Origin of the sequence: Streptococcus sp. 45, from assembly GCF_900108865.1 — a bacterium.
Lineage (GTDB): Bacteria > Bacillota > Bacilli > Lactobacillales > Streptococcaceae > Streptococcus > Streptococcus ruminicola.
This window is the reverse complement of sequence record NZ_FNXZ01000002.1, coordinates 160,423-179,258: the sequence shown is the minus strand read 5'-3', so window position 1 is coordinate 179,258 and position 18,836 is coordinate 160,423. Positions and strand designations below refer to the sequence as shown.

Sequence of the window (18,836 nt, the reverse complement as noted above, 5' to 3'; positions counted from 1 at the left end):
TAAAAAAACGCCGCACTATCAGTGCAACGTTTCTATATTTATTTTACAGCTTCTTTCAAAGCATCGACTTTATCAAGTTTTTCCCATGGAAGATCGATATCTGTACGTCCCATGTGTCCGTAAGCAGCTGTTTGACGGTAAATTGGACGTTTCAAATCAAGCATCTTAATGATACCTGCTGGACGAAGGTCAAAGACTTCACGAACAGCAGCTTCCAATTTGCTTTCAGCAACTGTGTTAGTACCAAATGTATCAACACGAACTGAAACTGGATGTGCCACACCGATAGCATAAGCTAATTGCACTTCTGCTTTGCTTGCAAAACCAGCAGCAACAATATTTTTAGCGATGTAACGTGCAGCGTATGATGCAGAACGGTCAACTTTTGTAGCGTCTTTACCAGAGAAAGCACCACCACCATGACGTGCATAACCACCGTAAGTATCAACGATAATCTTACGACCAGTCAAACCAGAATCCCCTTGAGGACCTCCGATTACAAAACGACCAGTTGGATTGATGAAGAATTTAGTCTTGTCATCAAGGTATTTAGCTGGAATAACTGCTTTGATGACTTTTTCAATCACGTCATTGTGAATTTGTTCGTTGGTTGCTTCTGGGTCATGTTGAGTTGAGATAACAACAGTATCGACACGAACTGGTTTGTCATTTTCATCATATTCAACTGTAACTTGTGATTTCGCATCTGGGCGAAGGTATGAAATTTCGCCTGATTTACGCAAATCTGCCAATTTTTTAACCAATTTGTGAGAAAGTGAAATTGGCAATGGCATCAATTCTGGCGTTTCATCAACAGCAAAACCAAACATCAAACCTTGGTCACCAGCACCAATCAAGTCAAGTGGATCTTGATCGGCATTTCCACGAACCTCTAATGCTTCGTTAACCCCTTGTGCAATATCAGGTGATTGTTCAACCAATGATGGATGAACCCCAACTGATTCAGCAGCGAAGCCATACTCAGCATTTGTATAACCGATTTCTGCGATAGTATCGCGAACAATACGGTTAATATCAACATAAGCTGTCGTTGAAATTTCTCCAAAAACATGGACTGACCCAGTGTATACAGCTGTTTCTGCTGCAACGTGTGCATCAGGATCTTGTTCCAACACAGCATCTAAAATAGCATCTGAAATTTGGTCTGCAATCTTATCTGGATGCCCCTCAGAAACTGATTCAGACGTGAAAAGTTTACGTTCTGACATAAAAATGTCCCCCCATATCATTAATTTTTCATTTTAATACCTATAGGCATTAAAATGTCGGGAATTTTTCCCTTTCGAAACCTCCACATTAAAAGTAGACATTTCTAATGAGTTACAAAGTACCAATCTAAATCATCTAAAAAGAGATGGCGCGGTCAATAGCGTGTTAGTCAAGTCAGCGAAATCGCAGATAATACTGAAGAATATCAAGATGAGCTAACGAAGAAGAACACACTATTAAACCGCCAGATTGTCTTATCGGGACTCATTGACTAGAATATTGTACCACGTTTTACCCAAATTGCCTATAGAAAAATTCTTACCATTTCGTAACAAATTCATTTTTCATTAAGAATATTTAGAAAAAATATATTATACTATTGGTATGAAAACCTACGAAAAAATTTATCATTATTTACAAAACCAAAGTGAATATATTAGCGGAGAAACGTTAGCAAGTGAGTTTGAACTCTCTAGAACCGCTATTTGGAAAGCCATCAAAACTTTAGAAGAAAAAGGCGTTCAGATTGATTCTGTTAAAAAACGTGGCTATAAAATTCTCTCAGGTGAATTGCTACTTCCGGAAATCATTTCTAAAGATTTAAAGATAGCCGTTAGTCTCAACGAAAAAAGCCAATCAACTCAATTAGATGCTAAAAATCATTTAGATGAAGATAAAGAAGCGCACCTCTACTTAGCTCCAAGTCAAGAGCAAGCCAAAGGACGCTTTGGTAGACAATTTTTTGCCTCAAAACAAGGTGGCATTTATATGTCACTTCACCTTAAACCAAATGTTCCTTTTGAAGAAGTGAAACCTTATACACTCATGGTAGCCTCAAGCGTTGTTAAAGCCATTTCGCGACTAACTGGTATCGAAACAGACATCAAATGGGTCAATGACATCTATTACAATGGTAAAAAAATCGCTGGCATTTTAACCGAAGCTATCTCATCGGTTGAAACAGGCTTAATTACCGATGTCATTATCGGAGTTGGCATTAATTTTCACGTTACGGATTTTCCAGATGACATTTCCGAAAAAGCTGGCTCACTTTTTTCTTGGCAACCAAGTATCACGCGCAATCAACTCATCACCGAAATTTGGAAACTCTTCTTCACAATTCCAGAAAAAGATTTGGTAAAAGTTTACAAAGAAAAATCACTTGTCTTAGATAAACAAGTGACTTTTACAGAAAATGATTGTCTATACTCAGGAATTGCCCAAGACATTACCAATCAAGGGCACCTGATTGTCAAACTTGACAATGGTCAAGAAAAATTACTTCGTAGTGGCGAAATCAGTCTTTCTTCTTGGTAGTTGATGTCAAAGTTTGTAAGACCTTATCAACCGTGTAGGCACGTTGAAGGTCACGTAGCAAAAATAACCCCCAAAAGAAAGCAAAGAAATAATCACCATTAAATAAACATTCATTAAAAAAGTAGGTTTCAAAGGCGCACATGAGTGCCATTAAAATAAAACGTTTTATAGTCATACGTTTATTATAGCATAGATAACCGCTTTTAGCAGTTTTCACTGATATGTTTTCACGTTAAAAGGAAGTTTCAATCGAAACTTCCTTTTAATCTTCCACTTTATTAATTTTATCTGCTAGAAAATCAAAGCCTTCTGGGATGAAAGAGTCATCTTTGACTTCTTCCTCTACTGGGTTTTGTTTTTTCTTTTTTAGATTTTGAGCAAATTCAGCTCGAATGCTGTTAAAGTCTTTTCGTGGCACTGCCAAAATATTTGGTGAGAAACCAGCAGCTTTACTCATGATATTACCAAACATGTCATTAAGGTCTGTTCGTTTCATGGCTTGCTCAGCATTAAAAGCTGCATCGAAAGCCAAAATAGCATTTTCGCTATTTGCAAGAACTGGTTCAGAACCAAGCAAAAGCGCGCGATCTTGAGCAGAAATACTATCTAAAATTTCATTCCAAGCGCCTTTAAGGGCTTCAAGATACTCTCTTGATTTCTGACTATCAACAATCGTTTCTTCCATGATAGTTAAAATCTTGACACGGTCAACTTTATAGCGATAGCTAGAATTTGTTTTTGGACGCTTGGTTGATTTTGGTGAAATCGCAGAGCTGTCCAGATTAGCTAGTTGATTTTTCAAGTCTTTGATTTCTGACTGTAGTCTAGCCAACTCATCTGACAAGCCTTCTGGTACCTGAGCTAGAGCAGTTTGTTTCCCTGATTCTGACAACTGAATGGTCAACATTTCGGCGTAAATCTTAGGCTGAACACCATTTTTGATTTCAGGTAAAGCTTTGGTCACCAAGTCAATCATCGCAAAAATACGTTCTTGTTGAACATTAGTCAAATTCTCTTGAAAAACTTGACTCGTATGGGTATTTTCACCACCGCTTTGAACCACTAATAAATCACGAAGATAGTTCAATAAATCTGTCGCAAAACGACTCATGCTCTTGCCACTATCGAAAATTGTTTCAAGATTTGTCAAAGCTTGGCTAGTTTGATTGGCTAAAACATTTGCCACAAAATCATCCAAAGCCGTCATTGAAATGCTTCCTGTGATTTCTTCAGCAATGCTAAGTGAAACATAATTATCACTTGTAAGACTTAGCGCTTGGTCAAGAATAGACAAAGCATCACGCATTCCACCTTCTGCACAGCGTGCAATCAGGGTCAAAGCATCTTCTTCATACGTAATACCTTCTTTGTCAAGAATGTTAGCCAAATGGTCACAAATAGCCGCTAACTTAATCGCTTTAAATTCAAAACGTTGAACACGTGACAAAATTGTCGCAGGAATTTTATGAAGTTCAGTAGTCGCTAAGATGAAAACAACATTTTCTGTTGGTTCCTCTAAGGTTTTCAGAAGCGCATTAAATGCCCCCGTTGAAAGCATATGAACTTCATCGATGATGTAAACTTTATAAGTGGCACGGCTTGGTGCGTAGGTTGACTTATCGCGAATTTCACGAATTTCATCAACCCCATTATTAGACGCCGCGTCAATCTCAATGACATCTTCAAGACTACCATTTGTAATATCACGACAAATATCACACTGATTACATGGCTCACCATTGACTTGGTGAGGACAGTTCATAGCCTTTGCAAAAATTTTAGCGGCACTGGTTTTACCAGTTCCTCGTGGACCCGAAAACAAGTAAGCATGGCTGATTTTGCCAGAAGAAACTGCTTGTTTTAAAGTCGTTGAAATAACCGTTTGCCCAACCATTTCATCAAAGGTTTGGCTACGGTATTTTCGATAGAGGGCTTGATACATTATTTTTCAACTCCAAACATATCTAGATTCCAATATGATTTTTCGACAAGAATAGCTGCAAATTTTTCAAGATACTCTTGGTCAACAGCATCATAATCATCTGTCAAACGTGAATCCAAATCTAAAACACCAACAAGTTTGTCATCTTTGACCATTGGAACAACGATTTCACTCATGGCAGCTGAGTCACAAGCGATATAGTTAGCATGTTTTGTCACATCTGCGACAATCATTGTTTCGCGTTTAGCTGCTGATTCTCCACAAACACCTTTACCAAGTTTAATGTGTACGCAAGATACCCCACCTTGGAATGGGCCAAGAAGCAACTCTTCACCATTGAAAAGGTAAAAGCCAGTAAAAACAGAATTTGGCAAAGTCATCTTCAAGAGCGCACTTGCATTTGAAAGGTTAGACAACAAGTTTTTTTCGTTAGCAAACAAAGCATTTGCTTGCGCTAACATGATTTCATAATTCTCAATTTTCTTAGTATTTTCCATAAGCTTAATTATATCAAAAAAAGCCTACTTCGTCATACTTTGAAAAAATGATATTTTGGTGAATTTGACGTAAAAAAGAGCTGAGACAATGGCATCTCAACTCAGTTTATATTAAAATGACTGCTTAGTTTGGTTGCCTACTGCTTAATACTTTATTGCCAATAACTTGGACGATTTTTTTCGTAGGCTGAAATCAATTCTTCATACTGAAGAGTAATGCCGATATCATCAAGCCCAAGAACAAGCTTACGTTTCCACTCACTATCGATATCAAACGTAAAATCGCCAGCTGATGATTTGATGACTTGGTTTGGCAAATCAATGGTAATTTCTTCTCCTGCTGGTAGCGCAGCTAATTTTTGACGCACTTCCAAAGGTTGAACAATAGGAAGCATTCCATTTTTTAATTCATTATTGTAATGAATGTCTGAAAATGACCCTGCAATCACACAACGAAAGCCATAGTCTTCAAGTGCCCAGGCAGCGTGTTCACGCGATGACCCTGACCCAAAATTATCTCCAGAAATCAAAATCGTCGCATCACGATATTCAGGCTGATTAAAGATAAAGTCAGGATTTTCATCGTAATTATCATTAAGGTAGCGCCATTCAAAAAGAAGATTTTTCCCGAAACCTTTTTTATCAACAGCTTTTAAAAATTGCTTTGGAATCAGTTGGTCAGTGTCAATATTATCATTCATCAAAGGGACAGACTTCCCTGTATAGACGGTAAATTTTTCCATGGTCTCTCTCCTTTATTCCACTTCTGATAGTTGACGAACATCTACAAATTTACCAGCAATCGCTGCCGCTGCTGCCATAGCAGGACTACAAAGATGTGTACGCGCTCCAAAACCTTGGCGTCCTTCAAAGTTACGATTACTTGTTGAGGCACAATGTACACCCTCTGGCACATGGTCTGGGTTCATTCCAAGACACATTGAACATCCTGGTTCGCGCCATTCAAAGCCAGCATCCAAGAAAATCTTATCAAGTCCAAGTCGCTCAGCTTCTTTCTTAACAGGACGAGACCCTGGAACAACGATAGCTGTCAATTTTGGTGAAATGTGTTTTCCTTTGACAATCTTAGCTGCTAATTGAAGGTCTGAAAGACGAGCATTGGTACAAGATCCGATAAAGACATAACCAAGGTCAATATCTTCTGCTTTCTCACCTGGTTTCATGTCCATGTAGTGATAAGCACGTTCGTCATTCATGTCTTTAATTTCTGGGAATGGTTGACCAAATTCAACACCCATTTCAGGGTTTGTTCCCCAAGTCACCATAGGTGCCAACTCAGAAACGTCAATCGTAATCACCTTATCATACTCTGCATCAGGGTCAGAAACCAATGTTTTCCAGTCAGCAACTGCTTCTTCGAATTTCTCACCTTTTGGTGCAGCTTCGCGCCCCTTCACATAATCAAAGGTCTTTTGATCTGGGTTCATCAAGCCCATTTTGGCTCCAAATTCGATTGACATATTAGCAATCGTCATGCGTTCATCCATTGAAAGGGCATCAATAGCTTCGCCACAATATTCAACAGCATAACCCACACCAGCATCAACACCGTATTTTGCAATCAAAGCCAAAATAAAGTCTTTTGAATAAACCCCTTTTTGTGGTTTTCCGACAAATTCAACCTTCATTTTTTTCGGTTTCACTTGCCAGATACATTGGGTCGCAAATACGTGCTCCACTTCTGATGTCCCAATACCAAAAGCAATGGCTCCAAAAGCGCCATGTGTTGCCGTATGGCTGTCCCCGCAGACAATAAATTTACCTGGTTGACTGCGTCCTGTTTCTGGACCAACCATATGAACAATCCCTTGACGTTCCGTACCGTGCGTTGCTGCATCAATACCAAATTCTTCAACATTTCTAGCAAGAGTATCAATTTGATTTTTTGAAATCAAATCACGAATGTTAAAAATATCAACCGTTGGAACATTATGGTCAGTTGTTCCAAACGTCAACTCTGGACGACGTACTTTACGCCCAGCATCTCTAAGACCTTGAAAGGCCTGCGGACTTGTTACTTCATGAATATAATGCTGGTCAACATACATAAGCTGTGGTTCGCCTTCTTCGCCTGTAATCACATGGCGTTCCCAAAGCTTATCAAAAATCGATTTTCCGCTCATATTTTCCTCCACTGTCTTTATTCTCATTTTCCCTAAGATTAGTGCCAAACAGCTAAAAGCCAGTATACAAAAGCAATGTCAACGATAATCCCTAAATACCAAGATACTTTAAAATACCACTTTAAAGTTTTATGATGAAAAAGCTTGCCACCAAGAAAAGCTCCTATACCACCAAGCAGAAGACTTTCCCACAACAAAGTTTTTTCAGGAATTCGCCAATAGCCTGACTTTGCTTTTTGCTTATCAATCCCATAAGTGATAAACACAAAGGCATTCCACAACATGAAAATAAGGACTGTATAATCTTTTAAACTCATAGATTTGCAATAATGGCTGCCGTCATCTCTGTCGTTGTCGCTTGGCCACCAAGGTCACGTGTTAGGATACCTTGGTTAAAGGTCTTGTCAACAGCCCCCTCAATCATCTCTGCCCCAGCAAGTTCACCGAAACTTTCACGAAGCATCATCGCAACTGACAAAATCATGCTGACTGGATTTGCAATCCCTTTGCCTGCAATATCTGGTGCTGAGCCATGAATTGGTTCATAAAGACTTGGCCCATTTTCTGAATGGCTAGCTGAAGGCATTACGCCAAGAGTTCCTGGAAGCACGCTTGATTCATCAGATAAAATATCACCAAATAGATTTTCAGTCACCACAACATCAAAACGTGATGGATTAGTAATCATAATCATGGCTGCGCTATCCACCAATTGGTGTTCCAAAGTCACATCTGGAAATTCCAAGGCCACTTCTTCAGCCACTTTTCGCCATAATTTTGATGTTGCCAAAACATTTTGTTTGTCAATGCTAGTCACTTTTTTGCCACGAACTTGTGCCAATTCAAAAGCTTTACGAATGATGCGGCGGATTTCTTGAGCAGAGTAGTCGTTGATATCACGCGCAGCTTCATCTCCTAATTTGTGTTCGCCAAAATAAATGCCACCTGTTAATTCACGAACCACTACAAAATCAACCCCTTCAATGCGTTCAGGTTTTAATGGTGACAAGTGTTTGAGAGCATCAAAAATGCGAACAGGACGAATATTAGCAAAAAGGTTCAATTCTTTACGAATAGCTAGTAAGCCTTGCTCTGGTCGAACTGTTGCATTATCATATTTTGGCCCACCAATAGCAGCAAGCAAAATAGCATCCGCAGCTTTGGCAGCATCCAAAGTGTCTTTTGGTAGGGGATGACCACAAGCGTCAATCCCTACACCACCAAAAGGTTTAGCATCGATATCATAATCAAACCCAATCTTATCTGCAACAGCTTCAAGAACTTCAAGCCCTGCTGCCATGATTTCTGGCCCGATACCATCACCAGCCAATGTCACAATTTTTTTAGTCATCCTTGTATCACTCGCAAGAAAACAAACTACTTTCTTGCTCTATCCTTTCTTAATCATTTGTTGGCACATCACGGAATGAAACAGCTTTGCCAATTTCTCCCGCATTTTCCTTTTGAACTAAAGCATTAGCATTGACATAAGCAATGGCACCAGCTTTAAGAACATCGAAATCAATACCTGAGGCGTTAAAAATAGTACCTGTATCATCATTTTCGACTGAAACGGATACGCGCGCTTGAGAATCGATACCATCTGTCACGGCATCCATTGTGTAGCTAAGCAGACGAACTTTTTGGTTGAAGAATTTATCAACGGCATTGTAAACAGCTTCAACAGAACCTTTACCATCTGCTGTTACATCGACTTCTTCATCCTCAGCATTAATCATTGTCACTTCAGCAGTAACCGTTTCGTCTGGATTAGATGTCAATTTCAAATCACCAAAATGGAAGCCTTCTGGATTTTCGATTTCTGTTCCAGCAACCAAAGCACGGATATCAGCATCTGTAATTTCTGTTTTCTTATCAGCCAATTTCTTGAATTTACCAAAGAGTGGTTTAATTTCAGCCTCTTCAAACGCAATTTCAAGTTCTTTTAATTTTTCAACAAAGGCATGTCGACCTGAAAGTTTTCCAAGAGGAAGTGAGTTATGCTTAACCCCAACAAGCTCTGGTGTAATGATTTCATAAGTAAGTGGATTTTTAAGTACACCATCTTGGTGAATCCCTGATTCGTGTGAGAAGGCATTTCCACCAACAACTGCTTTATTTTTAGGAATTGGAATACCTGAGAAACGAGAAATCAATTCTGAGGTATTGACCGTTTCGTTAAGAACAATATCCGATGTCGCTTGATAGTAATCTTCACGAATATTAAGAGCTACTGCAACTTCTTCAAGGGCAACGTTACCTGCGCGTTCACCGATACCATTGACCGTACCTTCAATACGTCCTGCACCATTTTTAATAGCAGCAAGTGTGTTAGCTGTCGCCATTCCAAGGTCATCGTGACAGTGCGGACTAAAGATAATTTCACGGTCAGATGTTACATTTTCAATAAGGTATTTGAAAATATGCCCAAACTCTTCAGGCGTTGTAAACCCAACAGTATCAGGAATATTAATGTAAGTTGCGCCAGCATCTACCGCTGTTTGAACCACTTGAAGAAGATAATCAAGCTCTGTCCTAGTAGCATCTTCTGGAGAAAATTCTACCACATCAAATTTACTACGCGCATAAGTTACATGTTCTTTGATAATATCAAGAATCTCTTCTTTTGTTTTTTTCAGTTTGTATTCACGGTGAATTGGACTTGTCGCGATGAAGACGTGACATTGCGGGTATTTAGCATCTTTCAAAGCTTCATAGCAAGCATCGATATCGGCTTTGACTGAACGAGCCAATCCTGACACCGCTGTTGTTGTCATAGCTTCAGCAATTTGGCGAACAGCTTCAAAAGAATCTGGGCTGGCAGCTGGGAATCCAGCCTCAATTGATGCAATGCCCCATTTTTCAAGTTGCTTAGCAATCGCAACTTTTTCTTTAACTGAAAAATTCACCCCTGGCGTTTGTTCGCCATCACGAAGAGTGGTATCAAGAAATTCAACTTTACGCATAGTAACCTCTTTCTAATTCTAGCAAAAACAATAAGATAAAAATAAAAACATCTCACGGTCAAGCGAGATGTTTTTATCCCGCTTGGTAAGCCAAACAGGACTAATGCTTATGCTGCACTAGCCCTCATTACGCAATAGCAAGACTGTCATTGTTGCGAATGTCATTGACTTATTTTCCCTTCGATGTTTTTCGTTTTTTAACATAATACCCCTTTCTAAGGTAAAAGTCAACAGAATAATCTAAATAAAACAAATTTTCTGAAAATAATTACTGAAAGTAAAAAGAGCTGGATTTTCCAGCCCTTCACTTATTCTTCGTTTTCTTTCAAAATTGCAGCAATTTTAGTGTTGATAAGGTCAATCGCGACAACGTTTGAAGCACCTTCTGGGATGATGATGTCAGCATAACGTTTTGTTGGTTCGATAAATTGGTGGAACATTGGTTTAACCACAGAAGTGTATTGTTCAATAACACTATCAAGGCTACGTCCACGTTCTTCCATATCACGTTTAATACGACGGATGATACGGATATCGTCATCAGTATCAACAAAAAGTTTAATATCCATCAAATCACGAAGACGTTTGTCTTCAAGAACCAAGATACCTTCAACGATGATAACATCTTGAGGTTCTTGACGATATGTTTTTTCACTACGAGTGTGTAGTGTGTAGTCGTAAATTGGAATATCTACTGGGCGACCTGCAATCAATTCATTGATGTGTTCAATCATCAAATCAGTATCAAAAGCAAGTGGGTGGTCATAGTTAGTTGAAACACGCTCTTCAAAAGTCAAATGGCTTTGATCTTTGTAGTAAGAATCGTGTTGAATCATAGCAATTTTTTGGTCTTGGAAGTTAGCCAAAATTGCTTTAGAAACACTGGTTTTTCCGCCTCCAGAACCACCAGTCACACCAATAATAATAGGTTTTTTACGCATTTATTACTCCAAATAAAAAATATTTCCTATCTATTCTACTACTTTTTTTAAAATTTTCAAACATTGAAATCCCTTACTTACCCTTTAAATAAAAAAACTTAGCTTTTTCTATGTTATAATGAAGTAAAGATTTAAAACATAGAAAAGGAAAACTATGATTTCACAATTTCCACAAGTTTGGCAAGAACAGCTAAAATCACTTAGCTTTTCAGAGCTGACAGACATTCAAAAACAGGTATTTGAACCTATTTCACAAGGAGATAACCTTCTTGGTATTAGCCCGACAGGTACAGGTAAAACCCTAGCTTATCTCTTTCCCGCACTTCTAAAATTAAAGCCTAAAAAATCTCAGCAATTGCTTATCTTAGCTCCAAACACCGAGTTGGCTGGGCAAATTTTTGAAGTTACAAAAACATGGGCTGAGCCATTAAACCTGTCTACACAACTCTTTATTTCTGGCTCAAGCCAAAAACGTCAAATCGAACGTTTGAAAAAAGGTCCTGAAATTCTTATCGGAACACCAGGTCGTGTCTTTGAACTCGTTAAACATAAAAAAATCAAAATGATGAATGTCGATACAATCATCTTAGACGAATTTGACGAATTGCTTAGCGATTCACAATATCACTTTGTTGAAAATATCATTCACCGTGTTCCGCGCGACCATCAAATGATTTACATGAGCGCAACAGATAAAGTCGATCCTGAAGTTTTAGCTGAAAATACGATTACTATCGATCTTTCTGACCAAAAACTTGACCAGATTGCTCACTACTACATTTCAGTTGACAAGCGTGACCGTGTTGAATTGCTTCGTAAATTCGCAAACATTCCTGATTTTCGTGGTCTCGTCTTCTTCAATAGCCTTTCAGACCTCGGTGCAGCTGAGGAACGCTTACAGTTCAACCGTGCTTCTGCTGTTTCTTTAGCCTCAGATATCAACGTAAAATTCCGTAAAGTCATCCTTGAAAAATTCAAGAATCATGATATCTCACTTCTTCTGGGAACAGATTTGGTGGCACGCGGTATCGATATTGACAATCTTGAATATGTCATCAATTTTGAAGTTGCTCGTGATAAGGAAACCTACACACACCGTGCTGGCCGTACAGGACGTATGGGAAAATCAGGTATCGTTATCACATTTGTCAGCCACAAAGAAGACTTGAAAAAACTTAAAAAATTCGCTGATGTCTCAGAAATTTATCTTAAAAAACAAGAACTTCATTTGAAATAATAATATCTAAAAATGCATAGCCATCTAGGCTATGCATTATTTTTTATTCTTGTACGTGTTTTCGATTTTCCCAGATAAGAGAAACACCTGCTAAGATTATAAATCCTAATGAAACTAAGAATGATTCTGATTGACTAGATGTCGTAGGAAGATAAGCAGTCTCTTTGGATTGTTTAAGTGGCGAAGCAGATTTTCCTGCTAAACCTCGTTTATTCACCCCTAGTGCTACTACCTCTCCTCCTTTCTCACTGGCACTTTGAGTTCTCATCGATTGTGGTGGTGTTTCACTCTTAATAACCTCTTTTGGAATGAAATCATTAAGCTCAGTTTGAGTAGATGTGGTTTGCTTTTCTTTTCCATCAAGCTCAGCTTCTGCCGCTTTTAGGTTAGCTAAGGCAGCATCGACCTCACCTTGAGTTGCTTCTGAGTTGCTCAAAACAGCTTGCGCTTCGACTAAAGCTTGATTATAGGCTGTTTTTGCTGGTTCACTTGCATTTTTATATTTAGCTGATGTGACTTTCAAGACTTTTGATTTGTTTGAAAAATTTGAAAGTGCTCGGAAATCTGTTGCTTTTCCATCAAGAGCTTCACGCGCAGATTTCAATTTTTTCAATGTCGCATCAACTTCTTCTTGGGTTACTGAACCTTTTGCAAGCACTAAGTTCGCTTTACGGTGCTGAGTGTCATAAGTGGTACGTGCTGCGACTCCAGCATTGTAATAAGCTGGGTCTTCTTGTTCTGCTTGAAACTGACTATCTTCTTCAGTCAATGCCTTAAAGTCTGTCGTTTTGCCATCTAAAGCTTCAATAGCATCTTGTAATGTTTGAAGTGCTGCATCAACTTCAACTTGTGTGTATTTTCCTGACAAAATGGCTTGCGCGCTTGTCAATGCATCTCGATAAGCTAAGAGTTTTTCTAGTGAAGCATTATAATAACGCGCTTCATTTTCAATACCATTTATTGCTTGTGTCGCCGCAATCAAAGCAGTTTTATCAATAATACTAAAAGCAATATGATTTTGTTTTCCATAAACAACTGTGAAATGTGGATCCTCATAAAGCTCATAACCAACTGGAAGTGGCAATTCTAATGTGTAGTCTCCAACATATACGTTTTTACCATAATCTTTCTTAGCATATCTTGCTGCTGGAATAACTGTCAGTTTGCCATTTTTATTTGAAATAGAAACTGTTGTACCTTTTGGAAGTTCCTTATCAAAATCAAGTACCAATGCTGCCTGATTACGCGTATGAACATAGAAATTCACTGTTTTGTAACTATCCGCATCTGAAAGCTTAATAATTTGGCTAGTTGGACCAGCTAATTCGGCAGCATCTGTATCATAAAGTGCAAGTTCTACAGTATAATCACCAAATGGCAAATTAACTGTAGATAAATCATTGCCATAATACTTCAAATCAGTGATAACATTACCATCATGGTCTTTGACAATAAACGTATAATCAACATAACTTGCAACATTTGTCTGACCATCAAGAAGGTTGATTGTAACACGCCCACTTTCATTCCCGACATTGACCAAATCACTAACTTTAGCCGTTTCCGTATTGCCAGCAAAATCTTCTACCACATAGTAAAAATCTTCTAGCGAAGCAGCATCAAGCGGCAAAGTAAACGAGCCATCTGGATTTTGTTCAAGATAAACAGGGGTGTAATGGTCATCGATATAATAAACACGTCCACGTAAAACGCCTGAACCATCATCTAAAGCTTTTCTAGGATTAAAGTTTTGGCTAGCTGCATCATAAGTTGCTGTTGTGATAACTGGATTTTTACGATCGACAATAATATCAAATGCTAAATGTTGAGCTTGTGCACCAATAACGGTTGGATAGTAAGTCAAGACATACTTGTATGAACCATCTGACAAGTCCTTACCGTCCAGATTATCACCATACCAAATCGTTGATGAAAGAGCTGTTGAACCTCTTTCGCTCTTATAATTTTTAACTCCAGAAAAAGTCTCACTTTGCCATAAAGGATGCTCAAAATTGACATCATCTGCTGCATACACCGCAGCACTAGCATCAGTATAATTTCTTAAAAAGACACCTTTGAAAGCTACGAAATCTTGCTTGCCGTCATTATTTGGTGAGATAGCAAGTCGCGTTGTGCCATTTTCGTCCATGTGCAAGACAAAGTCTCCAGCATTATTGGCATAAGTACCGAGAACGATTGGTTTTGAACTATCAGTCGAATTTGTTAGCAAGGCTGTCGTATCATCAGAACCAGAAACAATATGGTCACCATCAATTTCTAGATAAAAGCCTTCTTTACCATCAGCCACCAATTTGTAGACAGGATCTTCCACAACAGCTAGATTTTGGAAATCACCTCTAAATCCAACAAACGGAAGGCTGACAACTTCAGCAAAATCAACCGAATCCAAGAAACGAACAAAACCTTCAAGATAATAACCATTTGGCATTTCTTTTGTTAATAGCTCAGCAAACTGACGTGCATCAACAGTAATCGTTACTTTCTCAGAACTATTAGCCTTCACAGTAACGGTTCTACCAGCGATAGTTGCCAAGTGTCGTGGTGATAAAGTAATCTTACCATCCTCGACAGCATCTGTTTGAAGATTTGTTTCATAGGTTAATGTCTTATCTTGATCGCTAATGTTATGAATAGTTACATCAAAACTAAAAGCATCTCCAACATTTCCTAGAGTGATACTGCCATAACCGTCATCACCTGTCAAATATAAACCAGAACTAATAGCTGATGCTGTATCAACTAGCCCTGCTCCTTGTTGGCGTGGCGAACTAAATTCACCTGCTTGTTCATCATAATGCGCCTTAGCATTGCTCATAATCAAAGCTTTTACCAAGTAAGCTATTTCAGCATCTGATTTTTCTGGGTATTTTTCCTTGAGGTACTGCTTAACCAAAGCTACAACACCTGTTACGTGAGGAGCAGCCATACTTGTACCACTCATCAAACCGTATTGACCATCATTAAACGATGAATAAATGCTTCCTCCGGGTGCTGAAACATCAGGTTTTAACTCACCATCACTCGTCAATCCCCAGCTACTAAAGCTTGAAAAACGCCCAGCTTCAATATTATCAAATTTTTCAAGATTACCATTGAAACGAATTTTATAATTACCGTTTGCAAGAGCATTACCAAATTTATATGGAATAAATACGGCTGGAATAGCAATGGCTGAATCATCAAGAGACATGCTGATATTTGCTCCTTGAGGGTCGTTATTATAAATAACAACACCTTCAGCTCCTTGAGCAATGGCGTTAGCAATTTTCTCAGAAAAAGTTGAGCCACCACGCTTAATAAGAGCAATTTTTCCTGTTAAATCAACCCCTTGCACTTCTTCTGATGTACCTGTACCTACGTAGACATAGTCATAATCTCTACCAATTTCAAATTTCTTTTCACTTTTATTTGGGTCAGAAAATGGGCATCTTCCGTAGTTTAAGTCCGCATTATTCTCCATTCCAACAAATGTAATGGCTTGACCTCTGGTATAATCGCTATTGTAAGACGCAACAGAAATGGCTCCTTTTGCCGTTGAAGGATTGCCAACTAAGCCATAATCAATATTTTCAGCAAAAGGTTTTTGATTATCACCAAATGCCCCATCGTTCCCTGCTGAAATAACAACCGTTACACCTGCTCGTTGGGCTGCTTCAATAGCCTCAAGCAGGCTCTCCTCAATATTAGCTGTTGAACCCGTGGTACTACCGAGGCTTAGATTAATAGAATCAGCTCCAAGCTTAACAGCGTCTTCGATTGCTCTAACATACAATGCCGGACCAGTTGTATTTTTCAAATCTGAAAAAACTCGCAAGAAAATGACTTGAGCTTCTGGTGCCACACCATAGATATACTCATCTCCAGCTTTTTGAGTTGGGTTACCAGCTGCAATCCCTGTAACGTGCATACCATGAGAATCTTCAATTCCCTCTTTCAAATTGGTATTTCCATCAACGTAGTTATAACCAAAAATAACCTTGTCATTAAACCATTTTCCGTAAGTAATGCCTGCAGCAGCCTTAGCCGCATCCATTTCCTCTTGACTTTTGTATTTTGCTTTTGATGGATCTGTGATATGCAAAACATCATGATCAACATCCAAACCTGAATCAATGATTGCTACAACAGTTCCTTGACCTTTATAGCCGCTCTCCCAAACCTCTGGAACCTTGATTTGCTCATCTGTATCAATACTTTGTGGAGTTTCTGGTTGTTTAGCTTGACTTGCTTCTTGCTGTGATGCCGTGTCAAGTGTTTGATTGCTGACTGTACTGATTTTATCTTGAGTGTTGTCAGTCACTTCATTTTCTGTCGGAAGACTTGCTTCTTGATTGTCAGACAAAGTGACATCACCTTGATTAACAGTCTGAGACAAAACTTCTGATGTTTGTTCTGTAGCAAGCTCAGCTTGATTTTCATCTACCGGCAGACTGCTATCAACTACTTGAACAACTTGCTCTGTTCCCACCTGATTAGGCTGTACCGCAGAATTAACCTCATCTGCTGCTACATGCCCCGCTAAGAAGACTGCTCCAATCAATACAGAAACCAATCCGACCTTGTACTTTCTCAACGAGAAACGTTCTTTTTTCCCCATAAATAAACCTCCAAAAAAAGTTTTGCATACTGGTTCAACCAATATAAAACACATTAAAGCACAAACAAAAAATAAATTCAATATATTTTTCTGAAAATTCTATATCTTATGATATTTTTTTGTTTTAAGTATATATAAGTAAGTTCTATACCCCACTCAAAAGCATAAAAAATCCTTGAGATTTCTCTCAAGGATTAGAAAAATTATTTCAAATTATTAATCACTTTTTCCAAACGTGAAATGGCTTCTACTGGCAAAGCAAGTTTTGGGTTGTTTTGGTTGAATGAAAGTAAATAATTCAAACGGAACTGCATACGTGAACGGATGAGTTGTTTATACTTGCTGTCAAAATGATGAACAGGGTATTCTGCCAAATCCAAATATTGGAAACCTTCGATTGGTCCAAAATCTTTAAACTCAGCATCACCATCAACTAACTTTTCAATAATACCTAAAGAAACTTCTTTCGGAATACTTTGTCCCATGTAAGTACCAGTATTGATGATGTAACAATCAACATCTCCTTCAAATAGTGAACGGAATTTTTGATAATCTTCAACGAGCGGATAAACCCTAAATGGGTTGGCAAATGGTTCGATGACAAGTGTTTGTTTATTTCCTTCAATATTTTCAGCACTTGAGCGTTTGGTCATCAAAGTACAACCCATTGTAGCTGCCATGAGAGGGTCATTAACCTTAATCAATGGAGGTAGAGAATCGTCTTTCATAATCCAAAAGATGGCATTAATCGGCTCTTCGATATGGTCAACACGATTTGGTGTCGCAAAACGAGATTTAACCGTTCGACCGTTACCATTTCGGATATCTTCTGTCATCAATTTTTTACGACCATTTTCATCCAAAGTCACCCCGCAGTTTTGAACTGTCACAAAGAAATCTTGTTCAGGATGTCCTGTTGGGTAATCATTTGTCTTATCAAAATATGATGGTTCTAGGGCAATTGATGAGCCATCTTTTTCAGAAATAACAAAAGCATCATCGTGTAGAACTTTGATATCATATTTTCCATTATGTTTAGCGTGAGTCAAAGTAGATTTTCCTGAACCTGACAAACCAAAGAATGAAGCTACATAATCCTTCTGACCTTCTTTTCCTTGGAAAATCTTCAAACCACCGTGGCATGACACGTAACCATTACGTGCAGCTGTTCCCCAGGCAAGTGTCAAAGTCGCTTTCTTCAATTCACCAAAATAATTGAGTCCTAAAATAGCTACACAGTTGTGATTAGTATCAAAATAAACCAAACCATCTGGGTAATCTGGATGAGACCATCTTGGATTAAAGAAGACAAAAATATCATCTTCATTGTAGACCTTAGAAACTTTCAAACGATTTTTGAATTCTTCATCTAGAATTTGGAAATTCAATAACCATGAATAGAGATTATTGACTTCTTCTTCTGGCACCATCAAATGGGCGCGTACCATGAATTTTTCATCTAACCCTACAATAGCATCAGCTTTGTAAAATTGACGGCGATGCGCTTGATAAACTGCACTTCTAACAATGGATAGCAAACGTTCATCTTCCTCTTCGTCTTGGCCAAAAATTCGACGTGCTTTAGCTGTTCGTCCAACGACTGCACCAGAATTTGTTAACAACACACGAGCATAGGAAGGCAGTCCCAATTCCTTAGTATGAATGACAGGCATGTCTAAAATCACTGTACCTGCAGCATTTGAAGCCAGTTGATATGCCTCTTCTAAGGTTTTAATTGGGTGAACCTGGTTTTCATAAAATGCTGTTTCGACAATAGTTTTTAATGCAGAAAAATACGGACTTGATTTGCGCATTTCTAAAGTTGAAAATTGATTACGTGTTACCATTTTCTACCTCCTATTGTATGGTTAATTTCATTCTACCAAAAAAGTATGCGTTTTCATAATTAAAAGTGTAAAATATTAGAAAAAAGAAATAATTTCT

General features: G+C 38.4%; 14 protein-coding genes. 2 read left to right on the top strand and 12 right to left on the bottom strand.

Annotated elements, in window-relative coordinates:
• Positions 1-38: 38 nt before the first annotated feature.
• The gene (metK, locus tag BMX18_RS04630; protein ID WP_074563374.1) at positions 39-1,229 is read right to left on the bottom strand and encodes a methionine adenosyltransferase; all 1,191 of its coding nucleotides are present in this window, start codon (positions 1,227-1,229) and stop codon (positions 39-41) included.
• Between the two features lie 385 nt (positions 1,230-1,614).
• Here metK and birA point away from each other — a divergent pair, with 385 nt between their 5' ends.
• Positions 1,615-2,547: a bifunctional biotin--[acetyl-CoA-carboxylase] ligase/biotin operon repressor BirA gene (gene birA / locus BMX18_RS04625; protein ID WP_093815333.1), complete on the top strand. Its 933-nt coding sequence runs from the start codon at positions 1,615-1,617 to the stop codon at positions 2,545-2,547.
• Here the strand turns inward: birA and BMX18_RS04620 are convergent.
• The 9 genes from BMX18_RS04620 to udk form a co-directional block, all read right to left on the bottom strand.
• Positions 2,528-2,722: a DUF3272 family protein gene (locus BMX18_RS04620; protein WP_043878416.1), complete on the bottom strand. Its 195-nt coding sequence runs from the start codon at positions 2,720-2,722 to the stop codon at positions 2,528-2,530. The two genes, birA and BMX18_RS04620, sit on opposite strands and share 20 nt — an antisense overlap.
• Before the next feature lie 87 nt (positions 2,723-2,809).
• The gene (gene dnaX, locus BMX18_RS04615) at positions 2,810-4,489 is read right to left on the bottom strand and encodes a DNA polymerase III subunit gamma/tau (protein ID WP_093815331.1); all 1,680 of its coding nucleotides are present in this window, start codon (positions 4,487-4,489) and stop codon (positions 2,810-2,812) included.
• Complete coding sequence (locus BMX18_RS04610; protein ID WP_014334492.1) at positions 4,489-4,986, bottom strand: GAF domain-containing protein; 498 nt, start codon at positions 4,984-4,986, stop codon at positions 4,489-4,491. The genes dnaX and BMX18_RS04610 overlap by 1 nt, the downstream gene beginning before the upstream one ends.
• Positions 4,987-5,138: 152 nt before the next feature.
• Entirely contained in the window at positions 5,139-5,729 is a 591-nt protein-coding gene (gene leuD, locus BMX18_RS04605) for a 3-isopropylmalate dehydratase small subunit (RefSeq protein WP_093815329.1), read from the bottom strand.
• A gap of 12 nt (positions 5,730-5,741) precedes the next feature.
• The gene (leuC, locus tag BMX18_RS04600; protein WP_093815327.1) at positions 5,742-7,130 is read right to left on the bottom strand and encodes a 3-isopropylmalate dehydratase large subunit; all 1,389 of its coding nucleotides are present in this window, start codon (positions 7,128-7,130) and stop codon (positions 5,742-5,744) included.
• Positions 7,131-7,168: 38 nt separating this feature from the next.
• Complete coding sequence (locus BMX18_RS04595) at positions 7,169-7,447, bottom strand: DUF1294 domain-containing protein (protein WP_093815325.1); 279 nt, start codon at positions 7,445-7,447, stop codon at positions 7,169-7,171.
• Positions 7,444-8,481, bottom strand: coding sequence for a 3-isopropylmalate dehydrogenase (gene leuB / locus BMX18_RS04590; protein ID WP_093815323.1), 1,038 nt, complete (start codon positions 8,479-8,481; stop codon positions 7,444-7,446). Before leuB ends, BMX18_RS04595 begins: the two co-directional genes overlap by 4 nt.
• A 49-nt stretch (positions 8,482-8,530) precedes the next feature.
• Positions 8,531-10,096: a 2-isopropylmalate synthase gene (locus tag BMX18_RS04585; RefSeq protein ID WP_074563365.1), complete on the bottom strand. Its 1,566-nt coding sequence runs from the start codon at positions 10,094-10,096 to the stop codon at positions 8,531-8,533.
• A gap of 308 nt (positions 10,097-10,404) precedes the next feature.
• Positions 10,405-11,037 carry a uridine kinase gene (gene udk, locus BMX18_RS04580; protein WP_039697172.1) on the bottom strand — a complete coding sequence of 211 codons (633 nt, stop codon included), beginning with the start codon at positions 11,035-11,037 and terminating at the stop codon, positions 10,405-10,407.
• Between the two features lie 154 nt (positions 11,038-11,191).
• Here udk and BMX18_RS04575 point away from each other — a divergent pair, with 154 nt between their 5' ends.
• Positions 11,192-12,274, top strand: coding sequence for a DEAD/DEAH box helicase (locus tag BMX18_RS04575; protein WP_093815321.1), 1,083 nt, complete (start codon positions 11,192-11,194; stop codon positions 12,272-12,274).
• Between the two features lie 43 nt (positions 12,275-12,317).
• Here the strand turns inward: BMX18_RS04575 and BMX18_RS04570 are convergent, their stop codons facing one another.
• Positions 12,318-16,892 carry a S8 family serine peptidase gene (locus tag BMX18_RS04570; protein WP_093815319.1) on the bottom strand — a complete coding sequence of 1,525 codons (4,575 nt, stop codon included), beginning with the start codon at positions 16,890-16,892 and terminating at the stop codon, positions 12,318-12,320.
• Between the two features lie 203 nt (positions 16,893-17,095).
• Positions 17,096-18,739: a phosphoenolpyruvate carboxykinase (ATP) gene (locus BMX18_RS04565; protein WP_074559644.1), complete on the bottom strand. Its 1,644-nt coding sequence runs from the start codon at positions 18,737-18,739 to the stop codon at positions 17,096-17,098.
• Positions 18,740-18,836: the final 97 nt, after the last annotated feature.

What these genes read in the sequence shown, in the direction of transcription:
- BMX18_RS04620 (WP_043878416.1), bottom strand. Translation starts at nt 2,722, where the DNA reads ATGACTATAAAACGTTTTATTTTAATGGCACTCATGTGCGCCTTTGAA.
- BMX18_RS04595 (WP_093815325.1), bottom strand. Translation starts at nt 7,447, where the DNA reads ATGAGTTTAAAAGATTATACAGTCCTTATTTTCATGTTGTGGAATGCC.
- leuB (WP_093815323.1), bottom strand. Translation starts at nt 8,481, where the DNA reads ATGACTAAAAAAATTGTGACATTGGCTGGTGATGGTATCGGGCCAGAA.
- metK (WP_074563374.1), bottom strand. Translation starts at nt 1,229, where the DNA reads ATGTCAGAACGTAAACTTTTCACGTCTGAATCAGTTTCTGAGGGGCAT.
- BMX18_RS04570 (WP_093815319.1), bottom strand. Translation starts at nt 16,892, where the DNA reads ATGGGGAAAAAAGAACGTTTCTCGTTGAGAAAGTACAAGGTCGGATTG.
- leuC (WP_093815327.1), bottom strand. Translation starts at nt 7,130, where the DNA reads ATGAGCGGAAAATCGATTTTTGATAAGCTTTGGGAACGCCATGTGATT.
- udk (WP_039697172.1), bottom strand. Translation starts at nt 11,037, where the DNA reads ATGCGTAAAAAACCTATTATTATTGGTGTGACTGGTGGTTCTGGAGGC.
- BMX18_RS04575 (WP_093815321.1), top strand. Translation starts at nt 11,192, where the DNA reads ATGATTTCACAATTTCCACAAGTTTGGCAAGAACAGCTAAAATCACTT.
- BMX18_RS04610 (WP_014334492.1), bottom strand. Translation starts at nt 4,986, where the DNA reads ATGGAAAATACTAAGAAAATTGAGAATTATGAAATCATGTTAGCGCAA.
- BMX18_RS04585 (WP_074563365.1), bottom strand. Translation starts at nt 10,096, where the DNA reads ATGCGTAAAGTTGAATTTCTTGATACCACTCTTCGTGATGGCGAACAA.
- leuD (WP_093815329.1), bottom strand. Translation starts at nt 5,729, where the DNA reads ATGGAAAAATTTACCGTCTATACAGGGAAGTCTGTCCCTTTGATGAAT.
- BMX18_RS04565 (WP_074559644.1), bottom strand. Translation starts at nt 18,739, where the DNA reads ATGGTAACACGTAATCAATTTTCAACTTTAGAAATGCGCAAATCAAGT.
- dnaX (WP_093815331.1), bottom strand. Translation starts at nt 4,489, where the DNA reads ATGTATCAAGCCCTCTATCGAAAATACCGTAGCCAAACCTTTGATGAA.
- birA (WP_093815333.1), top strand. Translation starts at nt 1,615, where the DNA reads ATGAAAACCTACGAAAAAATTTATCATTATTTACAAAACCAAAGTGAA.